Here is a 20,549-nt window from a genome sequence, read left to right on the forward strand (position 1 = left end):
CCGCTTGGAGCTGCCCATGTCACATCCCCAGGCCACCATGCCCGAATGGCAGATGACCCCCCGCGCCCGCAAGGCGTTCACCGTGCTGATCGCGAGCGCGGTGGTCGTGCTGCTGGCGGGTAGCGCGTGGATGACCTACGACTTCCAGTTCCGCCAGGACTCCGGCCTGCAAGCCTGCGGCTCGCTGGCCGGGCGCTCGTCGGTCGAGCTGGACGAGTCGGAGTACCGCACGTTGCACGGAATGTTCGCCCGATCAGCACGGCCGTCGCTGCGCGAGCACGGCGTACGGGCGATCGAGGCCGGCGTGGTCGCGGCCCAGGGACGGTCCCTGTTCGCGGTGCTGCATCCCTCGGACGAGGAGGCGGCGGCGTTGCGGTCGGCATGCGTGGCCGAGGGCGCGCTGGCTGACTAAGGTCTCATGGCGTGACCTCGCTGGTGTCTCACGCTGATCCGCTGCTCACCTTCTACGACGACGCCGCCGGATCGCACGTGGCGCTGTCCGCGACGTCGCTGGGCGAGTGGGCCGCACGCACGACGGCGTTGTTGACCTCGGGTTGCGGCCTCGGGCCAGGCAGCCGGGTAGCGGTCCTGCTGCCACCGCACTGGCAGACAGCGGCGGCGTTGCTGGGCGCGTGGTCGGCCGGGGTGGCGGTGTCGTACCGGCTGTCGGCCACCGCCGGGCTGCCGGCCTTCGACTCGGACGAGCCCGTCGACGCGGTGTTCGTGTCGCGGGGGCAGCTCGACGACTGGCTGGTCGACGTGCCGGCCGCGACACACCGGTTCCTGTTCGACCTGGGTGACGAGAAGCGCCCGGTAGCGATGCCGGAGGGCTACCGCGAGTTCCTGCCGGCGGTGGGCTCGCACGCCGCGGATCCGGACCCGTCGGTCTTCCTGCGCGCGACGGACCCGGCGACCGCCGATGGCACCACGTACGCGCAGTGGGGGTCGATCGCGCAGACGCTCGCGACGAGCTCCGGGTTGTCGCGGGGTGACCGCGTGCTGGTGGACGCCGCGGAACACGAGCATCCGTTGAAGTGGCTGTTGATGCCGCTGTCGGCCGGGGCGTCGGTGGTGCTGTGCGCGAACCTGGACCGGTCTCAGTTGGACACTCGGATCGCGAACGAGCGGGTCACCCGCGTCCTGTAGGGCTCGGTCAGGCCGGGTTGCGCCTCTCGGCGGCCAGGCCACTCAGACCTCCCAGGCCGAGTCGCATTTCGGCGGTCAGCTCGGGGTCGCTCGGCACGGACTGGGGTGAGCCCAGACCGGCGCGGTTGGCGGCGCGGTTCGTGGCGTACACGGTGCCGGATCCGACGGTGTCCGGTGTCGCGACCAGCCGACGTCCGCGCGGCACGCTGCGGTCCCCCGCCATCGTGCCGAACCGGCGCATCAGCCCGGCGCCGAGCCAGATCCCGAGGCCGCCCACCGCGAGCGCCAGCCCCTCCATGACCACCATCGGAACGCTGGCCAGCGGATGCCCGCTGCCGGCGCGCATCAGGCAGACAACCAGGAAGATGCCGGCCATCGCGGCGTTGACCGCGTTGAACGTGATCACGTCACGCCGAACCGGGCCGGCCGGCACGTCCCAGAGGTCGACCATCCCGGCGACCATCGTCAACGCGGTGGCGACCAGACCGGCGACAGCCGTCCAGTAGCCCACTTCGCCGACGATCGCCGGCGCGCCGACAAGGCGCCCGACGTCGAAGACGACGGCACACACGAACAAGCCAACCGGAAACGTCATCAGCACCGGCTGGATTGGATGGCCGGAGATCCGAAGGCGGGTATCCACGAGCTCCTCCACCCCTGATTGTCGAGGTCAGGGTGTCACGCAGCGATACCCGAAAGCCCCGGGCGAAAACCCACGTCGCCCGATTCACCCATTAGATACGGCTTAACCACTCTTGGCACCATCCGTTAGGGCTCGCCGGTTCAGCCGAGTCCCTCAGTGATTCGGCCAAATCCCGCGACCGTCCACTGCCGACACCCCGCACGGCGGCCGTCGCGGCGGGCACGGCGGCTGTCGCGGCCGGCACGGCGGCTGTCCCGACCGGCACCGTGGCTGTCCCGACCGGCACCGTGGCTGTCCCGACCGGCACCGTGGCTGTCCCGACCGGCACCGTGGCTGTCCCGACCGGCACCGTGGCTCTCGCGGCCGGCACGGTCGGCTGTTGCGGCCGGCAGGTGGCTGTTGCGGCCCGTAGTCGAGAGCTAGACGGCGCGGGCGCGGTCCTCGGCGGAGCGCACCAGCCGCCGGGCGACGTCCTCGACCGGAATCGAGAGCGCCGTCGACGCGCCACGCAGAACGTCGAGCGCCTCAGCGGGCGGGCAGCGACGCTGCATCATCACCACGCCGATGGCCTGGCCGATCACTTCGCCCGAGGCGAGGGTGCCGGCGAGGTCGCTGGGCACCGAGTCCCGCCGATCCCGCTCGCGCACCGCCGCGAGCAGCAGGCCGGCGTGCTCGGCGAGCAACATCGCGGTCAGTTGGGCGCCCTGGCCGAGCACGTCGGGCTGGCACGCGTACAGGCTGATCGACCCAAGCACCTGATCATCGACATCGACGGGCGCCGCGAGCACCGCGCACGCCCCATAGGTCACCGCCCGCGGCGTCCACTCGGGCCAGCGCGTCTCGGTGCTCAGGTCGTCGGCGAGCACGACCTCGCGCTGCCGGATCGCGCTCATCGCCGGCCCGTCCGCGGCGTACTGCAGCGAGTCCAACCGCCGCGCCCGCCGGTCCGAGGCAGCCACACTGGCCGGCTCCCCCGCGCGCAACAGCGTGACACTCGACCACGACACGCCGGGAAGGGCATGCCGACTGGTCTTGGCAAGGTGGTCCAGCGCCTCTTCAAGGTCATTGCTCGCCAACAGCCCGGCGGTCAGTTCCCGAAGGAGGGCCGCAGTCTCCACGGCCACCAGACTGATGGGATCCCCGTCCGAACCCGGACCCGCCATATCAGTTGTCCTCCCCCCGCACCGCGGACGCTAACGCCCCCTGTGCGACCGCGCGAACCCCAGTACCCAGGGTGCGCGCCTCCACGCCATCCTCCCCGGACCGAGATCGGCCCGGGCAGCTTCCGAGGCGAACTGCGTCCCGGATCCCGAACTCGACCGAGAACGCCTTTTGCACCTCAATGTCCAGATCACCGCGACGCCCTCCGGCCACGCCCAGATCGCCTCAGCCCGCGGGCATCCGGCGGCGCTGAACAGCGGAGAACTCAGGTCCAGGCCCGCCCTAGGTCCGGACGCTCGAGGCCCGCCCGAGGTCCGGACGCTCTCACGTCCTGGTCCGGGCGTGACGCGTCAGCCGGGCCCGGGGCGGCTGGCGCCCCGGGATGCCGGCTGTCGGCAGTGGGTCAGCCGTTGCCGCCCGAGCTGAGGCGGCGGCCGACGGCCGCGATGAGGCGGTCGAGCTCGGAGCCGAACGGGTTGTCGTGGACCAGGTAGGTCCAGGTCGCGCTCGGCCGCACCAGCGTCTTGTCGTCGGGCGCCCAGTCGGCGTCGAACTCGTTCTCGTCGAACGTCTCGACTGTGCGCTCCTCGATCGCCGGGACCAGCGCGTTGAATGCCGGCACCGCCGCGCGGTGGAACTCGTCGAGGGGGTCGAGGCGGCCGAGGGCACGTAGGTGGACGCCCTCGCGTACCTCGGACAGCTCCGCCAGATGCTCGGCCCACAACCGGTCGATGTGGTAGAGCGCGATCGAGCGCGCCACGCGCGGCAGCAGCTCCTCGTCGAGCTCGACCAGCTCCTCGGCCTTCTCGGGCTCGCGCTTCTTGAGCATCTCGGCGGCGACGTCGCTGGTCAGCACCCGCTCGCGGCGCTCGGACAGTGCCTTGCGCTGCTGCTCGATCACCACGCTGTAGCGCCAGGTGTTGCGGTGGATCTCGTGCTGCACACCCTCGGAGACCCGCTGGGCGTGCTCGACCGCGTAGTCGACCTGCTCGTCCGTCACGAGGCCCTCGAAGTTCATCTTCGGCGAGGCCGGGATCGAGTCGGGGGCGTTGCGCTGGATGAGGTCGTCTTCGAGGCTCACGAAGAACGTCGAGGCGCCCGGGTCGCCCTGCCGGCCGGCGCGGCCACGGAGCTGGTCGTCGACCCGCCGGCTGTGGTGCCGGCCGCCGCCGAGCACGTAGAGGCCGCCCAGCTCGGCGACCCGCTCGCTGTCGGCCTGGTCGCTGCCGCCCAGGCGGATGTCGACACCGCGGCCGGCCATCTGCGTCGACACGGTCACCGCGCCGAACTTGCCGGCCTCCGCGATGATCTCGGCTTCCTCGTCGTCGTTCTTGGCGTTGAGGACGTGACACGGGATGCCCGCCGCCTCGAGCGCCTTGGCCAGGCTCTCGGACTCCTTGACGTCGAGGGTGCCGACCAGGACCGGACGACCCTTCTCGTGGGCAAGGACGATCTCGGCGACCAGCGCGTCTTCCTTCTCCTGCCGGGTCGCGTAGATCCGGTCGGGGTCGTCGATCCGGACGCACGGCGTGTTGGGCGGGATCACCGCGACCTCGAGCTTGAAGTACTCCCGGAGCTGCTCGCCGACCAGCACAGCGGTCGCCGTCATGCCGCAGACCGTCGGGTAGAGCGCGATGTAGGCCTGGACTGTGACCGTGCCCAGCACCTCGCCCTCGGCGGTGGCGTCGAGACCCTCCTTGGCCTCGACCGCGGCCTGGAGGCCGTCGGGCCAGCGACGGCGCTGGGCGACCCGGCCGCGCATCTCGTCGACCAGCTCGACCGCGCCGTTGCGCACGATGTAGTCGACGTCGCGGTGCAGCAGCGCCTGCGCGTGCAGGGCGACGTTGACGGCGGAGAGCTGCTCGACGTGCTCGTCGTCGTAGAGGTCGATGCCGCCCAGCTTGCGCTCGACGACCGAGAGGCCGGTGCTGGTGAACGCCACGCTGCGGCCGTCGTCGGCGATCTCGTAGTGGCGCCCGGACCGTAGGCCCTTCACCACGCCGGCGGCGACGTGCACCGGGTCCTGCTCGCCCGCGACCGCGCCGGCGAGCACCATCGGCACCCGCGCCTCGTCGATCAGGATGGAGTCGGCCTCGTCGACGATCGCGGTGGCCAGCGTGCTCTGGACCCGGTCGTCGATGTCGATGACTAGCTGGTCGCGCAGGTAGTCGAAGCCCGCCTCGCTGACGGACGCGTAGATGACGTCGCAGGCATAGGCCGCCCGCCGCTCGTCGGGAGTCGACGACTCGGTCACCCAGCCGACGGAGAGGCCGAGGAGCTTGTAGATCGGCTCCATCCACTCCGCGTCGCGGCGTGCGAGGTAGTCGTTGACCGTCAGCACGTGGACCGGGCCGTTGTTGCTGCGCACATGCCCGTACGCCGCGATGGCCGCGGTCAAGGTCTTGCCCTCACCGGTGGCCATCTCGGCGACGCTGCCACCGAGCATCGCCAGCACGCCGAGCAGTTGGACGTCGTAGGGCCGCTCGCCAAGCGTGCGGCGCGCCGCCTCCCTGCCGAGCGCACAGATCTCGGCGACCTGGGACGCCTGCGCGGCCCGTTCGGTCAGTGCGGCGTCGTCGAGCTCCTTGAGCTCGTCTTCGAGCGCCTCGATCTCGGGCAGCACCTTCTGCAGCGGCGCCAGGTCGACCGTCGTGCCAGGGCGCTGGAGGAAACGCTGGGTCCTGTTCTTCAACCGCTGCATGACTCCCATGGACGGAAACGGTACCTGGAAGACGCCTTGAAGCGGAGCCCGGCACGAGCCTGTGGACAAGTGTTCGAAACTGCCTGTGGATAACCGACCTGATCTTGGTTCAGGCGCTGAGAATGACCTGCAGCTCCTGGCGTTTGCGGTCAGCGAGATCGACGAGCAACGAGGCCGCCGACTCGAAGGGCACGACGGCCGACACCAGGTGGGCACGGAGCAGCGCACCCCACGGAGAACGGAGCAGGTCGATGGTTTCACCGGAAAGGCGATCCCGGTCCCACAGGTGGGCGAGGCCGCGCGGCACCCGCCCGATCTGCGCACACCGCACAGCGAGGCCGTTGTGGTGAAACTCCTCGCCGAGCCGCACCGCGTCCGCGCCCGCCTGATAGAAGGCGAGGTCCACCACCGTGCCCTGCGGCCGCAGCAGGCGCAGGGCCAACTGCAACGCGAAGGCCTGCCCCCGGCACTGGAAGACGACGTCGGCCCCGCGGTCGCCGGCGGCGTGCCGCCACCGGGTCTTCAACACCACGGCGGGGTCCTCGTCACCGTCCGGATCGAGCACGTCGAAGCCCAGCGCGGCCGCGACGGCCCGGCGCTGCGGGGTCGGGTCGATCACCACCACCGAGGCCGCGCCATGGTGCCTGGCCAGGGCGGCGGTGAGCAGCGCGACCACGCCGGCGCCCACAACCGCGACCCGCCGGCCCCGCACGCCGTCCCCTAGGTCCCGCACGTCGCCGTTCGTGGCATCGGCCGCGGCGTGCAAGAGGCCGTTGGCGCAGATCGGCCCCATGTGCGCGGCATAGACGCCGAGCATCGGGTCCAGGTCGTCCGGCAGCGGGACGACCCGGTCCACGAGCGGATCGCCGAGGTACGCCGTCCGGTGGCCATAGGTCATCGCGACCAACTCGCCCTCGGCGACGGCCGGGGTGCGGCTGGCCACGACCCGGCCGACTTCCATATAACCCAGGCGCTCCACCGGGTACGGCGACGCCGAGGTGCCCGACCGGAAGAGCCCGAGTTCCGCGTCCCAGCTCGACCCGAGATAGGGGTTGGTGCCTTTGACATAGCTCAGCTCGGTGCCCGCCGAGACGCCGGTGAAGACGGTCTCGACCCGGAACGTCCCAGGCCGCACCGGTTCGGCCTCGACATCCCGGATGCCGACCTCGCCGGGAGCGGCGACCACCACCACCCGGTCACCCATCCGCCGGCCCACCTTCGGCCGGGACGGCTCGCGGGTCCCGCCCGTCGAGATCCGCCTGCCCGCTCCGTGGCGCCGGTATCGATGGAGCGGTCGGTGCGGCGGACTCGCCCGACCCGGGCGGGGCCGGCGCGGGCTGGGCCGGCGCGGGCTGGGCCGGCGCAGGCGAGGCCGGCGTGGGCTGCGTGGGCGAGGCCGGCGCGGGCCGGGCCAGCGTGGGCCGGTCCGGCGCGGGAGACGCGGACGGGTCGGTGAGCGTGACCACTTGGCCGGTGCGGGCCGACTCGGCGATCGCGCAGGTCACGCGGTGGGTTTCGAGTGCTTCGGCGTACGGGACGCGGATGTCGTTGCCGATGCCCCGGACCGCGTCGACGAAGGCGCGGTCGACCGCGACGCGTGCGGCGTCCGGATCGCCCGGGATGCGGCGTTCCTGGCCTGATCCGTCCCGCACGACGAGCTCGTCCTCACCGACGAAGAGCGCCAATCCCTCCGCGATGATCTCCAGGCCGGCCCGCTGTTTCCAGCCGAGTACGCAGGCCGAGCTCAACGTCCCGACCGCACCACCAGAGAAGATCAACGTCGCGGCGGTGGCCGCGTCGACGTCGGCGTCCGGCACCGGGGGTGGCGTGCCGGTGCCGGCGGCGTAGACCGCGGTCACCGGGCCGACCAGGGCCCGCGCCAGGTCGACGACGTGGGCCGCCTGCTCCACGACCGGTCCGCCGGACCGGTCGGACCGGATCCACCACGCGACAGGAGGCACTTTGTCCCACCACACGCCGTTCACCAGCCGCACGGGGTGGTCGGCCAGCAGGCGGGCGGCGGTGCGTACGACGTCCAGATATCGCCAGTGGTGACCGACCGCGGTGAGCGTTCCGCGCCGGGCGACCTCGGCGGCCAGCCGGGTCGGGACCGTCAGGTCCACGCCGATCGGCTTCTCGACGAACATGGCCGCGCCCGAGGCCAGCACGGCTTCTTCGGCATGGCCGTGCGCGAACGGGGGAACACACACGTAGACGGCGTCGGGTTCGAGCGAGAGGAGGGTCGCCACGTCCGGAAACGCGGGTGCCCCGTGTGTGGCGGCCAGCGCCTCGGCGGCGGCGGGCACCACGTCGGTGACTCCGATGATCTCCACGTCGGGGAAACCGGACAGCACGCGCGCATGCCGTTGGGCGACATTTCCGGCGCCGATCATCCCGACCCGGCACTTTTCGCTATACGCCATAAGCCGACCTTTCATGTCGAATGCCCGTGTCACACCAGTTACTTTTGCCACCGGCGTAACCGGATCAAACATCTGATATGTGCCGGACATCAGGAACCATCGACACTCGCCGCGTCATCAAACGTTCACACAGATGAGTGGGCAATGCGCAATTCGATGATCAGTATGTGTAAAAGCGGGCACGGTTTGTCTCGGGCAAAACGGGGAAATCGAACCGCCCCACGGCAGCGCCGTGGGGCACGGCCGAACTCAACGGCAGAGCGCAACTAATGGCTCGACGGATCGCGTCTGGGGGTGTGCCTATGTGGCACTCGCGAACAACCGTTTCACCAGTGGTCGAGGCCTGGTCGACCTATCGCACCGGCTCGGCGGGACAGTGGACGCCGCGTCAGCTAGTTGCCGCCAAACGGGGCACGACAGTCAGCGTGGTCATTCCCGCACGCAACGAGGAAGCGACCATCGGCGCGATCGTCGCCACCATCCGGCAGCAGCTCGTCGAACGGGTCCATCTGGTCGACGAGCTCATCGTGGTCGACTCACGGTCGTCCGACGCGACCGCCCGAGTGGCGGCCGCCGCCGGCGCCCACGTCGTCAGCCAGGACCAGATGACCCGGGGGCTACCCCGACTGGAGGGCAAGGGCGACGCGCTCTGGGCCGGCCTGGTGGCCGCCAGCGGCGACGTCGTGGCGTTCGTCGACGGCGACCTCGAAGACTTCGACGCCCGGTTCGTCACAGGGCTGGTCGGGCCGTTGCTAACGGACCCGAGCGTCGGCTACGTCAAGGGCTTCTACCACCGCGGCCTGCACCACTCGGCCGGCGTGGTCGAGGCCGACGGCGGGGGCCGGGTCACCGAGCTGACCGCACGTCCGCTGCTCAACCTTTTCTGGCCCGAGTTGTCGGGGTTCGTCCAGCCGCTCGCCGGCGAGTACGCCGGTCGCAGGACGCTCCTGGAGCAGCTTCCGTTCGTCTCCGGCTACGGGGTCGAGATCGCGATGCTGGTCGACCTGCTCGACCTGGTCGGCCTCGACGCACTCGCCCAGGTCGACCTCGGCGAGCGGCGGCACCGCCACCAGAGCACGGAGGCGCTCGGGCGGATGGCCGCGCAGATCATGCACACGGTCTGGGAGCGCCTCCAGCGCCAGGGTTGGGTCACCGCTGACACGCAACCCTCGACGCTGCTCACGCAGTTCCGCCGCGGCGGCACCGATGCGCTGCCGAACCTCGAGCGCGAGATCGTCGTCACCGACGTCTCCGTCAAGGAACGCCCGCCACTGCGCGAGATGCCCGACCTCGCCACCAGGCGACGGCGCAGTCGGGTGGCGGCATGACCGCTCGAATAGGTCGGCCAGCATGACCTTCACCGTGCTGGTCAACGCCGGGCCCTGGCTACCCGTCCCGCCAATGGGCTACGGCGGAATCGAGAACATCGTCGCGACGCTGGTGCCGGAGCTACGCCGGCTCGGTGTCACCGTGCTGCTCGCCTCGGTGGGCAGCAGCACCGAGCCGGTCGACGAGCTGCTCGCGCCGTACGCGGAGGGACAGTTCGGCTGGCTGCAGCGCCCGTTCAACCAGGCCAGCGGCGTGGCCACCGCGCACCAGGCGGCCGTGGTCCGCGCGGTGCGCCAGCGCGACGACATCGACCTGGTGCACGACCACGTCGAGGCGATCGGGCTCGCCATGCTGGCCGCGATGGAGCCGACCGCCACGCCGGTGCTGCACACGCTGCACTGGGATCTCGGCAAGCACCCCGAGCTCTACGGCGAGTTCGACGGCGGCGGCCGGGTCAGCGTCAACGGCGTCAGCGCCGCGCAGTTGAGGAGGGCACCGCGCGCACTTCGCGCGCACGCCATAGGCCACGTCCACCTGGCCACCCCCCTCGCTGTCGACGCCGAGCGACGACCCATCCCCGACCAGGCCGAGCACCTCGTGATGCTCGGCCGCATCACCCCCGGAAAGGGCCAGGACCTGGGTGTACGCATCGCCCACGAAGCCGGTTTCGACCTCGTGCTGGCGGGCCCGGTCGGCCCCTACAAGCAACCCGACGAGTTGGCCGCAGCCCTGCGCGACCCGACGGCCGCGGCCAACCCCGACGTCCGCTTCTGGCGCGAGAAGGTGGCCCCGCTGGTCGACGGCAGCCGCGTGCGCTGGGTCGGCACGCTGACCGGCGCGGCCCGCGACACGCTCGTCGCCGAGGCCCGCGCGATGCTGGCCCCGCTGCGCTGGGAGGAGCCCGGCGGCACCTTCGTCGTCGAGTCGTTGGCCCTCGGCACGCCGGTCGTCGGCACGGCACGCGGCTGCCTGCCCGAGCTCATCGAGCACGGCCGCACGGGCCTACTCACCAGGACCGAGGACGAGTTGGCCGACCTCGTGCTCGCCGCCGGCAAGCTCGACCCCGCCGAGTGCCGGCAGGAAGCCGCCCGCCGCTTCACGCCGGCCACCATGGCCGAGCGCTACATCGAGCTCTACGAGGAGGTGGCCGGCCGGGCGGTCGCGTAGTTATTCATTCACGGGCGATCATCAAAGCTGATCAATACACTGTGTGAACACGGCTTGACGCAAAGTGGTGATCAGCGATGAGCGACACGGTCTTCTACCACTCAGGACCTACTCTGACGGGCCGCGTCGTGCGGCTGATGCCCGGGTACGCGCGCGAGATGAAGGTCGGCCAGCCAGCGCTCGTCGTGGTCCTCACTGCCGCGACCGTGGGCCGGCTCATCGGCCGCGCGATTCTCTCCGCCCTCCAGGCCGGCACCCGCGGTGCCTCGCCGAGGCGCTGGAAAGAACTGCGCAAAGCGCCGGAGTTCCTGGTGACTCCGCTGCGCCTACGCGACGGCTCGGGCCGGCTGTGCGAAGTGGAGATCCACGGCCACCTGCCGCAGAGCGCGCTCGAACCCTCCGACCACATCCAGGTGACGGTCGCGCCCCAGAAGGACCGCACGATGCCCCCCAAGGCGGAGCGCATCGTCAACATCACGACGGGCCAGCTCCTGCGCCCCCGGGTGCCCACCCTGTGGTCCCACATCGGCCCGGCACTGATCCTCCAGGCCTTCCTCGGCCTGACCCTCGTGGGGATCGTCGCCGCCGGCTACACCGCCGCCCAGTAGCCAAGCGGCGGGCACAAACCGCAGCCGATGCGGGCTACTGGGACGGCCACTCGTGGACGGGCTCGTTGCTGTGCATCAGCGGCACGTAGCGTTTGACCACCTCGCGCAAGGCCTCCCGGCGGTCGAGGTTGCCCTCCACCTCCAGGTGGTGGAGCGTGTCGACCTGCCAGCTCGCCCCGTTGCGCCCCAGCAGGCAGCGTTGCTCGATGATGCCGAGCAGGCGGTCGCGTTCCGCCGGCTCTACGCCCCAACCGTCCAAGCCCTCCGACGCCAGCGGCAGCAGGCGGCGCAGCACCAGCTCGGTGACCGGCAGATAACCCAGGCCCGGCCAGAAGACCTGCGCCCCGATCCCGTTTCGCGCACAGTTGTGGAAGTTCTCCTCCGCCGCGCTGAACGACATCTGGGACCACAGCGGACGGTCCGACTCGGCCAGGGAGCGGACTACCCCGAAATAGAACGCCGCGTTCGCGATCGTGTCGATGACCGTCGGGCCAGCCGGCAGGACGCGGTTCTCGACCCGCAGGTGGGGGCGGTTGCGGACCACGTCGTAGATGGGCCGGTTCCAGCGGTAGATCGTGCCGTTGTGCAGCCGGAGCTCCGCCAGCGTGGGGGTGTCGCCGCCGGCCAGCGCCTCGGCGGGATCCTCGGCATCGCAGATCGGCAGCAGCGCCGGGAAATATCTGACGTTCTCCTCGAACAGGTCGAACACCGACGTGATCCAGCGCTCGCCGAACCAGACCCGCGGGCGTACACCCTGCGCCTTGATCTCTTCCGATCTGGTGTCCGTGGCCTGCTCGAACAGGGGGATCCGGGTCTCGCGCCACAGTTCCTTGCCGTAGAGGAACGGCGAGTTGGCGCCCAGCGCGACCTGCACGCCGGCGACGGTCTGCGCGGCGTTCCAGTACGAGGCGAACTGCGCCGGCGATACCTGCAGGTGGAACTGGGTCGACGTGCAGGCGGCCTCCGGCGCGACGGTGTCCGCGGTCGTGTTCAGGCGCTCCACACCGTCGATCCGGATCGTCAGGTCCTCACCGCGGGCGGCGAAGATCTGCTCGTTGATCAACGCGTAGCGCGGGTTGGCCGACAGCGACTCCACGGTGAGATGGCTCTGCCGCAGGGTGGGCAGGATCCCGATCATGACCATGTGGGCGCCCACCGCGCGGGCCTTGTCCTCGGCGGCGTTCAGGCTGGCCCGGATGTCGTTCTCGAACTCGGCCGAGCCGCGCGCACCGAGCCGCCGCGGCGACACGTTGATCTCCACGTTGAACTGGCCGAGCTCCGTCTGGAAGGCCGGGTCGGCGACGGCCGCGAGCACGTCGGCGTTGCGCATCGCCGGGTCGGAGGAGTCGTCGATCAGGTTGAGCTCGATCTCCATGCCGGTCAGCGGCCGTTCGAAGTCGAAGCGTGACTCGCGCAGCATCTCCGCGAACACGTCGAGACAGCGGCGCACCTTCTGCCGGTAACGTGCCCGGTCTTCGCGGGTGAACTCCCGTTGGTCGACCTCTTCGCCCATCAGTCACCGCCCCTTGGACTCGGATCCACCCGATGTACCCACAAAGCTCCCACGACACGCGGTCCGCCGGAAGGGTTACGGCGTGTTGTCTCTCAACTCCGCAACGACAACCCGCACAACCCACAACGACATCGGGTACGTACGGCCGCCGCCCGCGACCGCATCGCGATGTGACAGCGTGGACCGGGTGTCCCTGCTGCCCGCCCTGACCGGCACCTTCGGCGACGCGCCCGACGCGGTGCGCGTCGGCGACCACGCCACCGACTTCGCCGACCTGGCCGGCGCCGCCGGCGCGCTGTCCCGCCGCATCAAGGGCGCGAGATCCGCCGCCGTCGTCGCCACGTCCACCGTGGAAACCGTCGTGGCGGTCCTGGCCGGCCTGGCCGCGGGCGTACCCGTCGTCCCGATCCCACCCGACGCGGGCACCGGCGAGCGCGACCACATCCTCCGCGACTCCCAAGCAGACGTCCTGCTCAACGCCACCACAGGCCCGGAGGGCGTCGAAGCCGTCCCCACGCGGCCGAATGACCGTGCACCCTGGACGGAGCCGCCGAAGGGCGAGACCGCGCTGATCCTCTACACCAGCGGTACCACGGGAAAGCCGAAAGGCGTGCCGATCACCAGCGAGGCGATCGCCGCCTGCCTCGACGGCCTGGCCGCGGCCTGGGACTGGACGAGCGACGACCGGCTGGTCCACGCGCTGCCGCTCTACCACGTACACGGCCTGGTCCTCGGTGTCCTCGGCGCCCTGCGCACCGGCAGCCGGCTGCACCACACGGGCAAACCGCGCCCCGACCTGCTCGCCAATGCCAACGGCAGCCTCTACTTCGCCGTGCCCACCATCTGGCACCGGGTGGCCGCGGCACCGGCCGAGGCCCGCAAACTGAGCTCAGCCCGCCTGCTGGTCTCCGGCAGCGCCGCTCTGCCGGCCGGCGTGTTCACCGCTCTCAGGGAGCTGACGGGCCAGGCGCCGGTCGAGCGCTACGGCATGACCGAGACCCTGATCACCGTCGCCACGCGCGCGGACGGCAACCGCCAACCGGGCGCGGTCGGCGTCCCGATCAAGGGCGTCGAGACCCGGGTCGACGACACGGGCGCGCTGGAGGTACGCGGGAGCACGGTCTTCGCGGGCTACCTGGGCCGCCCGGACGCGACGGAGGCCGCGTTCACCGATGACGGCTGGTTCCGCACCGGCGACGTCGCCACCATCGACGCAGACGGCGTGCACCGGATCATCGGCCGGGCCTCGACCGATCTGATCAAGACCGGCGGCTACCGGGTCGGCGCGGGCGAGATCGAGGACGCCCTGCTCACCCACCCGGCCGTCCACGAGGCCGCGGTGGTCGGCCGCCCGGACGACGACCTGGGCCAGCGCATCGTCGCGTACGTGGTGGCCGACGCCGTTTCAGAAGAAACCCTGGTCGAGCACGTCGCGACCACCCTGTCCGCCCACAAGCGACCGCGCGAGGTCGTCTTCGTCGAGGAGCTGCCCCGCAACGCCCTCGGCAAGATCCAGAAGCACAAGCTGTAGTCACCCGGATCGGGGAGCGCCCCCGACCACCGCCAACGGACACAATGGTGCGTCCATCCCGTTGGAGGCCGATTTGCCCACCTTGACGCTGCTTCTCGCCGGCGGCGGCGCCGTGGTCATCTTCGGGTTCGTGGTCTGGGTCGCGCAGCAGTTCCTCGGCGGCGTGCTCACCTTCCTGGGCGAGTACTCGGCGCGCGCCGCCCTGACCGGCCAGCGGCGCGGGATCGGTCGCCGGGATCTCAAGCGGTACGCCCACGCCGTACTCGCCCGCGACACCCGCCAGCCGCTCGGCTTCCTGGCCAACGTCACCGTCGACCTCGACGCCGTCTACGTGCCGCTGCGCCGGTCCGGCTCGGACGGCGGCGACATCTACCACGAGATCCGGGAGGAGTTGCGCACCGTCGTGCTCGGTGGAGCCGGCGCCGGCAAGTCGATGCTGCTGCGGCACTCGCTCGTCCGCTGGGCAAGGGACCCCCGCGCGCATCGCCGGGTGCCGGTGCTCGTCGACCTGCACCTCTACAACGACGCCGACCGGACCCTGCACGGCCTGGTCGTGGACGCGTTCGCGCGGCGCGACGTCAAGGAGCGCCGGGCCCGCCGCTTCGTCGACGGCATGGTCGAGAACGGCCGCCTGAGCCTCTTCCTGGACGGTCTCGACGAGGTGGTCACCAGCCGTCGGGACGCGCTGGTCAACGAGATCATCGCGCTCGCCGAACGGCATCCCGGCTGTCAGGTCATCGTCACCTGCCGGGACGCGGTCTACGAGAACGCGCTCGCCAAGGCATTCGAGCACGTGGTCGAGGTCGCCGAGTTCGACGAGGCCAGCATCCGCCGGTTCCTGCGGCTGTGGTTCAGCCAGGGGCCGTCGCGTCCCGGCACGACGGCGGCGGACGGCGCCGTGCGCGCCCAGGTCGACCAGCTCATGGCTGACCTGCGGGCCAACCCGAGGATCCTGGCCCTGGCCCGGAACCCACTGATGCTCACGATGATCGCGACGCTGGAGGCGGACGACCCGGGCACCGGGCCCTCGATCAGCCGATCCCGCGCCGAGTTCTACTGGACGGTCGTCGACCACATGCTGCGCCGGGACAGCCAGGCCAACCGGCCCAGCGGCCTCACCCGCTACAAGCGACATCACAAGTGGCCCGCGCTGGCCGACATCGCGATGTTCGCCCAGGGCGCTCCGGCCGGCACGGTGGACCGGCGGGGCATCCCGGAGGAGGCGGCGCTGCGGGTAGTGGGCACGCTGCTGCGGCGGCAGGGACGGGATCCGCGGGAGCACAGCGAGCCGATGCTCGAGGAGATCGTCGTGCGGTCCGAGTTGCTCCGCCGGGTCAACGAGGACACGCTCATCTTCCCGCACCTGACGTTGCAGGAGTACCTGGCCGCCGAACGCCTGGGTGGTGACCCCGACCGGCTGCTGCGCCACTACCGCGCCAACCCGCACCGCTGGCGGGAGTCGGTCAAACTCTGGTGCGGGGCCGGGCGCGACTGCACGCGGGTCGTCAACGACCTGTTCGCCGGGGGCGACGACGACCGGTTGCTCGCGCTGGAGTGCCTGGCCGAGGCGCACGAGGTCGACGGCATCGTGGCCAATGCGATCATCGACCACTTCGTGAAGCTGCTCGGCTTCGGTGCGGCGGAGGAGCGCCGGATCGTCGCGGCGCTGGGCACCGTGGCGTCCGATCCCGGCCCGACCGGCAAGCGGACGCTCGACCTGGTGACCCGGCTCGCCACCGCGCAGCCAGGAGATGCCGGCCGGGCGGCGGCGTTGCACACGCTGGCCCGCACGTACCTGCCGAGTGCGCTGGCCACCCTGACCGCCATGCCCGACGACGACGCGGCCCGGGCGGCGCTGACCGAGATCGGCGAAGCCGCCATCCCCGCGCTGGAGGAACAGGCCCTGCGCGGCTCGCTGGCGGCGGTCGACGACCTCGCGACGATCGGCACGCCCTCGGCCGCGCAGGCGTTGGCCCGGCTCTGTTACGACGCGGAGCGGCCCGCCGTGGCCGCCGCGTTGCGGATCGCCGGTCTCATCCAGTCGCCCGACATCGAGGAACACCTCCAGCGGTCCGCGCCGCTCCCACCCGCCGGCGTGGCCGTTCTCGACTGGGTGTGGAGTCCGTTCAGCACCAGAGGCGACCGCCGCCTCGCGCCGCTGATGGGCCGGGTGGCGGCGCTGATCGACTCCACGTACGTCGGTCCGAGGCGGGACCGGGTCGTCGACGCCCGGCTGGCCCTGTCCGCGGTGGTCAGCGCCGCGGAGCGGATCTCGGCGAAGCCACCCGAGCAGGCGATCCACCGCCGCCTGGCCCTGACCAGCACGTGGATGGCGAACGAGCTGGGTGTGACCATCGCCCGGACGCCCGGGCTGGCCGACGTGGTCAGGGTGATGGAGCGCGCCGCGCGCGACCCTAGCGACGGTTACGAGTTGATCGAGGCCCGGCTCGCCCGCCAGCTCGACCTGACCGTCCGGGACTACCTCCTGATCGCGCAGCTCAGCCGGCCGTTGCGGGCTGCGGCGTTCGACGAGCTCGTCAACCACCACCGGGCGATCACCAGGGCGGCCTGGCGCCTGGCGACGACGGAGGGCCGCCCTCCGGTCAGGTTGCGCCAGTTCGCCAACGCGGTGACCGGCGTGGTGAGCACCGGACTGATGGTCGGGACGGTCCGCTCGGTGGCGATGTGCTTCGACCACTGGACCTGGGGTCCGGCGTGGCTCCTCGGCTGGCCGACGACCATCGCACTCTTCGCTGGCATGGCGGTGCTCATCATCGACGACCACCTCGTGCGATCCCGCCGGATCGGCGAGGCGCTGGCTATCGCGCTGGCGCTCCCGGCCGGCGCCGGTGTCGGCGTGCTGGCCCTCGCGACGTTCAGCGGGTGGATCGGCTGGTTCGCGACGGCCGTCCTGGCCGGACTGACCTGCATTGTCGCGCTGGTGCTCCAGATCCGGGTCGACCGGCGCGAACGCGAGCACGACAACCCGTTGCGCCGGCTACTCGCCCTCGACGGGCGGTACACCGCCCTGCGTACCTCCGTCATCGCCCGGCAGAACTGAACCGGCGACCAGCCGATAGCCCACGCCCTGCTCGGTCAGCAGGTGCGCCGGCCGCGCCGGCGACTCCTCCAGTTTGTGGCGAAGCTGCGTCATGTACTGGCGGAGGTAGTTGACCGAGCCCTCGTAGCCCTGCCCCCACACCTCCCGCAGCAGCTCCCGGTAGGAGACCAGGTGGCCCTCGTTGCGGACCAGGATCTCCAGCAGGTGCCACTCGGTCGGCGTCAACCGCACTGAGCCTCCCCGCACGGTACGGTCGGCGACGTCGACGACATGAGCACCGATCCGGACCCGCGACGCACCGGACGGCGGCAACCGGCGGCGGGTGACCGCGCGGATCCGGGCGAGCAGCTCCTCGACGTGGAACGGCTTGGTCAGGTAGTCGTCGGCACCCGTGTCGAGGGCGACCACCTTCTCCGCGTTCCCGGCTCGCCCGGTCAGCACGACCACCGGCACCGGGCTCCAGGCCCGCAGCCCGCGCAGCACCTCCAGGCCGTCCATGTCGGGCAGGCCGAGGTCGAGCACGACCAGGTCGGGCCGGACCCGCAGGGCGGCGCGCAGCGCACCGGCGCCGTCGGCGGCGGAGTCCACGGCGTACCCCCGGATCCGGAGGTTGACCTGGAGCGTCCGGACGATCTGCGGGTCGTCGTCGACCACGAGCACCCGCATCATCGCCGGTGTCGGCGCTCGCGCACGGCCCGCTCGACCGCCTCGCTGGCGGCGCCGTCGCCCGGGGAGATCGCGGCCGGCAGCGCCAGGACCATGGTCAGTCCGCCGCCCGGCGTGGTCTCCGGCACCAGCGTGCCGCCCATCGCCTCCGCGAGCCCGCGGGACAGCGCCAGGCCGAGACCCACGCCGTTGTGGTTGTCGCGGTCGCCCATCCGCTGGAACGGCACGAACACCTTGTCGCGGTCGGGCTCCGGGATGCCCGGGCCGTGGTCGACCACCAGCAGTTCGACGCGCGAGCCCTGGTAGCGGGCGGCGACCCGCGGCGGCCGGCCGGGCGGGCTGAACCGCAGGGCGTTTGCGATCAGGTTGACCAGGATCCGCTCCAGCAGGCCAGGGTCGGCGGCGACGGCCGGGAGGTCCGCGGTGAGCGAGGAGCGCACCGAACGACCCGGGGAGCCGAGCTCGTCCAGCGCCCGGGGCACCGCGTCCTCCAGGCCGATCTCCGCGAGCGTCACGCCAAGCGCGCCCGCCTGGAGCCGGCTCAGGTCGAGCAGGTTGTCGACCAGGCGGGCCAGGCGGTCGAGCGACTCGTCGGCGGTGGCCAGCAGGTCGTCGCGGTCGTCGTCGGAGAACGCCACCTCCTGGCCGCGCAGGCTGTCGACGGCGGCCTTGGCCGAGGCGAGCGGCGTACGCAGGTCGTGGCTGACCGCCGCGAGCAGAGCGGTGCGCATCCGGTCGGCCTCGGCCAGCGGGCGGGCCTGGGCCGCCTGGGCGGAGAGCCGCTCGTGCCGCAGCGCGACCGCGGCCTGGGCGGCGAACGCCTCGATCAGCCGGCGGTCGGCGGCCGCGACGGTGCGCCCGCGCAGCGCGAGCACGAGCCCGTCGTCGACCTCGACCTCGGTCTGCGCCTCCCCCGGCGCGCAGCACGGCGACCCGCCGACGCTGGCGGCGACCGACCACGACGACGGGTCGCGCTGGCGGTCCGGCCGGCCGACCGCCGACGGCCGGCGTTCGAGCAGGGTCACCGTCTCCAGGCCGAAGGTCTCCTGGAGCCGTTCCAGCAGCGCGGTCAGCGGGCGGGTGCCGCGCAGCACGCTGCCGGCGACGGTGGCCAGGGTCTGCGCCTCGGCACTGGCCTGTGCGGCGTCGCGGGTGCGCCGGGCGGCCACGTCGACGACCCAGGACACGGCCGCGGCGATCACCACGAACACCAGCAGAGCGAGGATGTTCTCGCGCTGGGCGATCGTCCACTCGCTGGTCGGCGGCGTGAAGAAGTAGTTGAGCAGCAGCGAGGCGGCGACGGCGGCGAGCAGGGCCGGCCAGATCCCGCCGACCAGCGCGACGCCGACGACGGCGGCCAGGAAGAGCAGCATCTCGCTGGGCAGCGACAGGTCCGGTCGCAACGGCAGGAGCAGGGCGGTGAGCGCGGGCAGCCCGAAAAGAACCAGCCCGAAGCCGGCGAGGCGGCGGCGCGTGGACAGCACCGGTGTCGGCACCCCCAGCCGGCCCCGGCCGACCTCCGAGTGCGGGACCAGGTGCACGTCGATCGTGTCCGAGCGGGCCGACGTGGTGACGCCGACACCGGCCGCGAACAACTGGGCGAGCCGGCCGCGGCGGCTGACGCCGAGTACGAGCTGGGTGGCGTTGACGCCGCGGGAGAACTCCAGCAGCGCCCGCGGGATGTCGCCGCCGACCACCTGGTGGAAGCTGCCGCCGAGGCTCTCCACCAGCAGCCGTTGCTTGGCCAGCAGCGCCGGGTCCGCGCCGGTGAGGCCGTCGGAGTTCGACACGTGCACCGCCATCAGGTCGGTGCCCTTGCTGCGGGCGGCGATCCGGGCCGCCCGGCGGATCAGCGTGTCGCCCTCGGGGCCGCCGGTGACCGCGACGACGACCCGTTCCCGGGTCTCCCACGTCTTGCCGATGCGGTTGTCCGCCCGGTAGCGCTCGAGCTGCTCGTCGACCTTGTCCGCGACCCAGAGCAGGGCCAGCTCGCGCAGCGCGGTCAGGTTGCCGACCCGGAAGTAGTTGCCCAGCGCGGCGTCGATCTTGTCGTGGCGGTAGATGTTGCCGTGCGCCATCCGTCGGCGCAGCGCCTCCGGTGTCATGTCGACCAGCTCGACCTGGTCGGCGCCGCGGACCACGCCGTCAGGCACCGTCTCCCGCTGCACGACGCCCGTGATCTGCTCGACCACGTCGTTGAGCGACTCCAGGTGCTGGATGTTCACTGTGGACAGCACGGTGATACCGGCGTCCAGCAGCTCCTGGATGTCCTGCCAACGCTTCTCGTTGCGCGAGCCGGGCACGTTGGTGTGCGCGAGCTCGTCGACCAGGGCCACCTCGGGCGCCCGGGCCAGCATCGCGTCGATGTCGAACTCCATGAAGGTGGTGCCGCGATACTCCACCGAGTGCCGCGGCACCACCTCGAGATCACCGACCATCCGACCGGTGTACGCCCGACCGTGCGTCTCCACGAGCCCGACCACGACGTCGGTGCCGCGCTCGATGCGGCGTTGCGCCTCTTCGAGCATGGCGACGGTCTTGCCCACGCCAGGGGCTGCCCCGAGATAGATCCGCAGTTCTCCGCGTGCCATTCGGACCTT

General features: G+C 71.6%; 15 protein-coding genes. 7 read left to right on the forward strand and 8 right to left on the reverse strand.

Translation table 11 applies throughout. The annotated features are described in order from the left end of the window. Positions 1 to 16 precede the first annotated feature (16 nt). On the forward strand, positions 17 to 412 hold the full coding sequence (locus BLV39_RS31655) for a hypothetical protein (RefSeq protein ID WP_143049967.1): 396 nt from the start codon (positions 17 to 19) through the stop codon (positions 410 to 412). A gap of 11 nt (positions 413 to 423) precedes the next feature. Beyond that, positions 424 to 1,146, forward strand: coding sequence for a TIGR03089 family protein (locus BLV39_RS31660; RefSeq protein ID WP_090800286.1), 723 nt, complete (start codon positions 424 to 426; stop codon positions 1,144 to 1,146). A 7-nt stretch (positions 1,147 to 1,153) separates the two neighbouring features. On the opposite strand, the gene BLV39_RS31665 is transcribed toward BLV39_RS31660, so the two are convergent. The 5 genes from BLV39_RS31665 to BLV39_RS31685 all read right to left on the reverse strand — a co-directional run bounded on the left by BLV39_RS31665 (position 1,154) and on the right by BLV39_RS31685 (position 8,074). After that, on the reverse strand, positions 1,154 to 1,801 hold the full coding sequence (locus BLV39_RS31665; RefSeq protein ID WP_308442722.1) for a DUF2231 domain-containing protein: 648 nt from the start codon (positions 1,799 to 1,801) through the stop codon (positions 1,154 to 1,156). Positions 1,802 to 2,208: 407 nt separating this feature from the next. After that, positions 2,209 to 2,952 carry a GAF and ANTAR domain-containing protein gene (locus BLV39_RS31670; protein ID WP_090800287.1) on the reverse strand — a complete coding sequence of 248 codons (744 nt, stop codon included), beginning with the start codon at positions 2,950 to 2,952 and terminating at the stop codon, positions 2,209 to 2,211. Positions 2,953 to 3,353: 401 nt separating this feature from the next. Beyond that, positions 3,354 to 5,660, reverse strand: a complete 2,307-nt coding sequence (gene secA2, locus BLV39_RS31675; protein WP_090800288.1) for an accessory Sec system translocase SecA2 — start codon at positions 5,658 to 5,660, stop codon at positions 3,354 to 3,356. Positions 5,661 to 5,760: 100 nt separating this feature from the next. After that, entirely contained in the window at positions 5,761 to 6,855 is a 1,095-nt protein-coding gene (locus BLV39_RS31680) for a zinc-dependent alcohol dehydrogenase (RefSeq protein ID WP_090800889.1), read from the reverse strand. Further along, positions 6,848 to 8,074 (reverse strand): Gfo/Idh/MocA family protein, encoded by a 1,227-nt coding sequence (locus BLV39_RS31685; protein WP_090800289.1) that lies wholly within the window; start codon positions 8,072 to 8,074, stop codon positions 6,848 to 6,850. The genes BLV39_RS31680 and BLV39_RS31685 overlap by 8 nt, the downstream gene beginning before the upstream one ends. Before the next feature lie 302 nt (positions 8,075 to 8,376). On the opposite strand from BLV39_RS31685, the gene BLV39_RS31690 reads away from it, so the two are divergent. From BLV39_RS31690 to BLV39_RS31700, 3 genes are all read left to right on the forward strand, one after another. Then, positions 8,377 to 9,402: a glucosyl-3-phosphoglycerate synthase gene (locus BLV39_RS31690; protein ID WP_090800290.1), complete on the forward strand. Its 1,026-nt coding sequence runs from the start codon at positions 8,377 to 8,379 to the stop codon at positions 9,400 to 9,402. 22 nt (positions 9,403 to 9,424) lie between these two features. Further along, the gene (locus BLV39_RS31695) at positions 9,425 to 10,570 is read left to right on the forward strand and encodes a glycosyltransferase (RefSeq protein WP_090800291.1); all 1,146 of its coding nucleotides are present in this window, start codon (positions 9,425 to 9,427) and stop codon (positions 10,568 to 10,570) included. Positions 10,571 to 10,647: 77 nt separating this feature from the next. Further along, positions 10,648 to 11,178, forward strand: coding sequence for a hypothetical protein (locus tag BLV39_RS31700; protein WP_090800292.1), 531 nt, complete (start codon positions 10,648 to 10,650; stop codon positions 11,176 to 11,178). A gap of 34 nt (positions 11,179 to 11,212) precedes the next feature. Here BLV39_RS31700 and BLV39_RS31705 read toward each other — a convergent pair whose 3' ends face one another. Then, positions 11,213 to 12,691, reverse strand: coding sequence for a glutamate-cysteine ligase family protein (locus tag BLV39_RS31705; protein WP_090800293.1), 1,479 nt, complete (start codon positions 12,689 to 12,691; stop codon positions 11,213 to 11,215). A gap of 187 nt (positions 12,692 to 12,878) precedes the next feature. On the opposite strand from BLV39_RS31705, the gene BLV39_RS31710 reads away from it, so the two are divergent. Together BLV39_RS31710 and BLV39_RS31715 are read left to right on the forward strand one after the other, a co-directional pair. Further along, complete coding sequence (locus BLV39_RS31710) at positions 12,879 to 14,222, forward strand: acyl-CoA synthetase (protein WP_204082895.1); 1,344 nt, start codon at positions 12,879 to 12,881, stop codon at positions 14,220 to 14,222. A gap of 73 nt (positions 14,223 to 14,295) precedes the next feature. Further along, positions 14,296 to 17,283, forward strand: coding sequence for an NACHT domain-containing protein (locus BLV39_RS31715; protein ID WP_143049968.1), 2,988 nt, complete (start codon positions 14,296 to 14,298; stop codon positions 17,281 to 17,283). On the opposite strand, the gene BLV39_RS31720 is transcribed toward BLV39_RS31715, so the two are convergent. Together BLV39_RS31720 and BLV39_RS31725 are read right to left on the reverse strand one after the other, a co-directional pair. Further along, positions 17,221 to 17,952 carry a response regulator transcription factor gene (locus tag BLV39_RS31720; RefSeq protein ID WP_090800295.1) on the reverse strand — a complete coding sequence of 244 codons (732 nt, stop codon included), beginning with the start codon at positions 17,950 to 17,952 and terminating at the stop codon, positions 17,221 to 17,223. The two genes, BLV39_RS31715 and BLV39_RS31720, sit on opposite strands and share 63 nt — an antisense overlap. Then, positions 17,949 to 20,540 carry a sensor histidine kinase gene (locus tag BLV39_RS31725; protein ID WP_090800296.1) on the reverse strand — a complete coding sequence of 864 codons (2,592 nt, stop codon included), beginning with the start codon at positions 20,538 to 20,540 and terminating at the stop codon, positions 17,949 to 17,951. The genes BLV39_RS31720 and BLV39_RS31725 overlap by 4 nt, the downstream gene beginning before the upstream one ends. Positions 20,541 to 20,549 lie beyond the last annotated feature (9 nt).

It is taken from the genome of Asanoa ishikariensis, assembly GCF_900107455.1.
In the GTDB taxonomy this organism is placed as follows: domain Bacteria; phylum Actinomycetota; class Actinomycetes; order Mycobacteriales; family Micromonosporaceae; genus Asanoa; species Asanoa ishikariensis.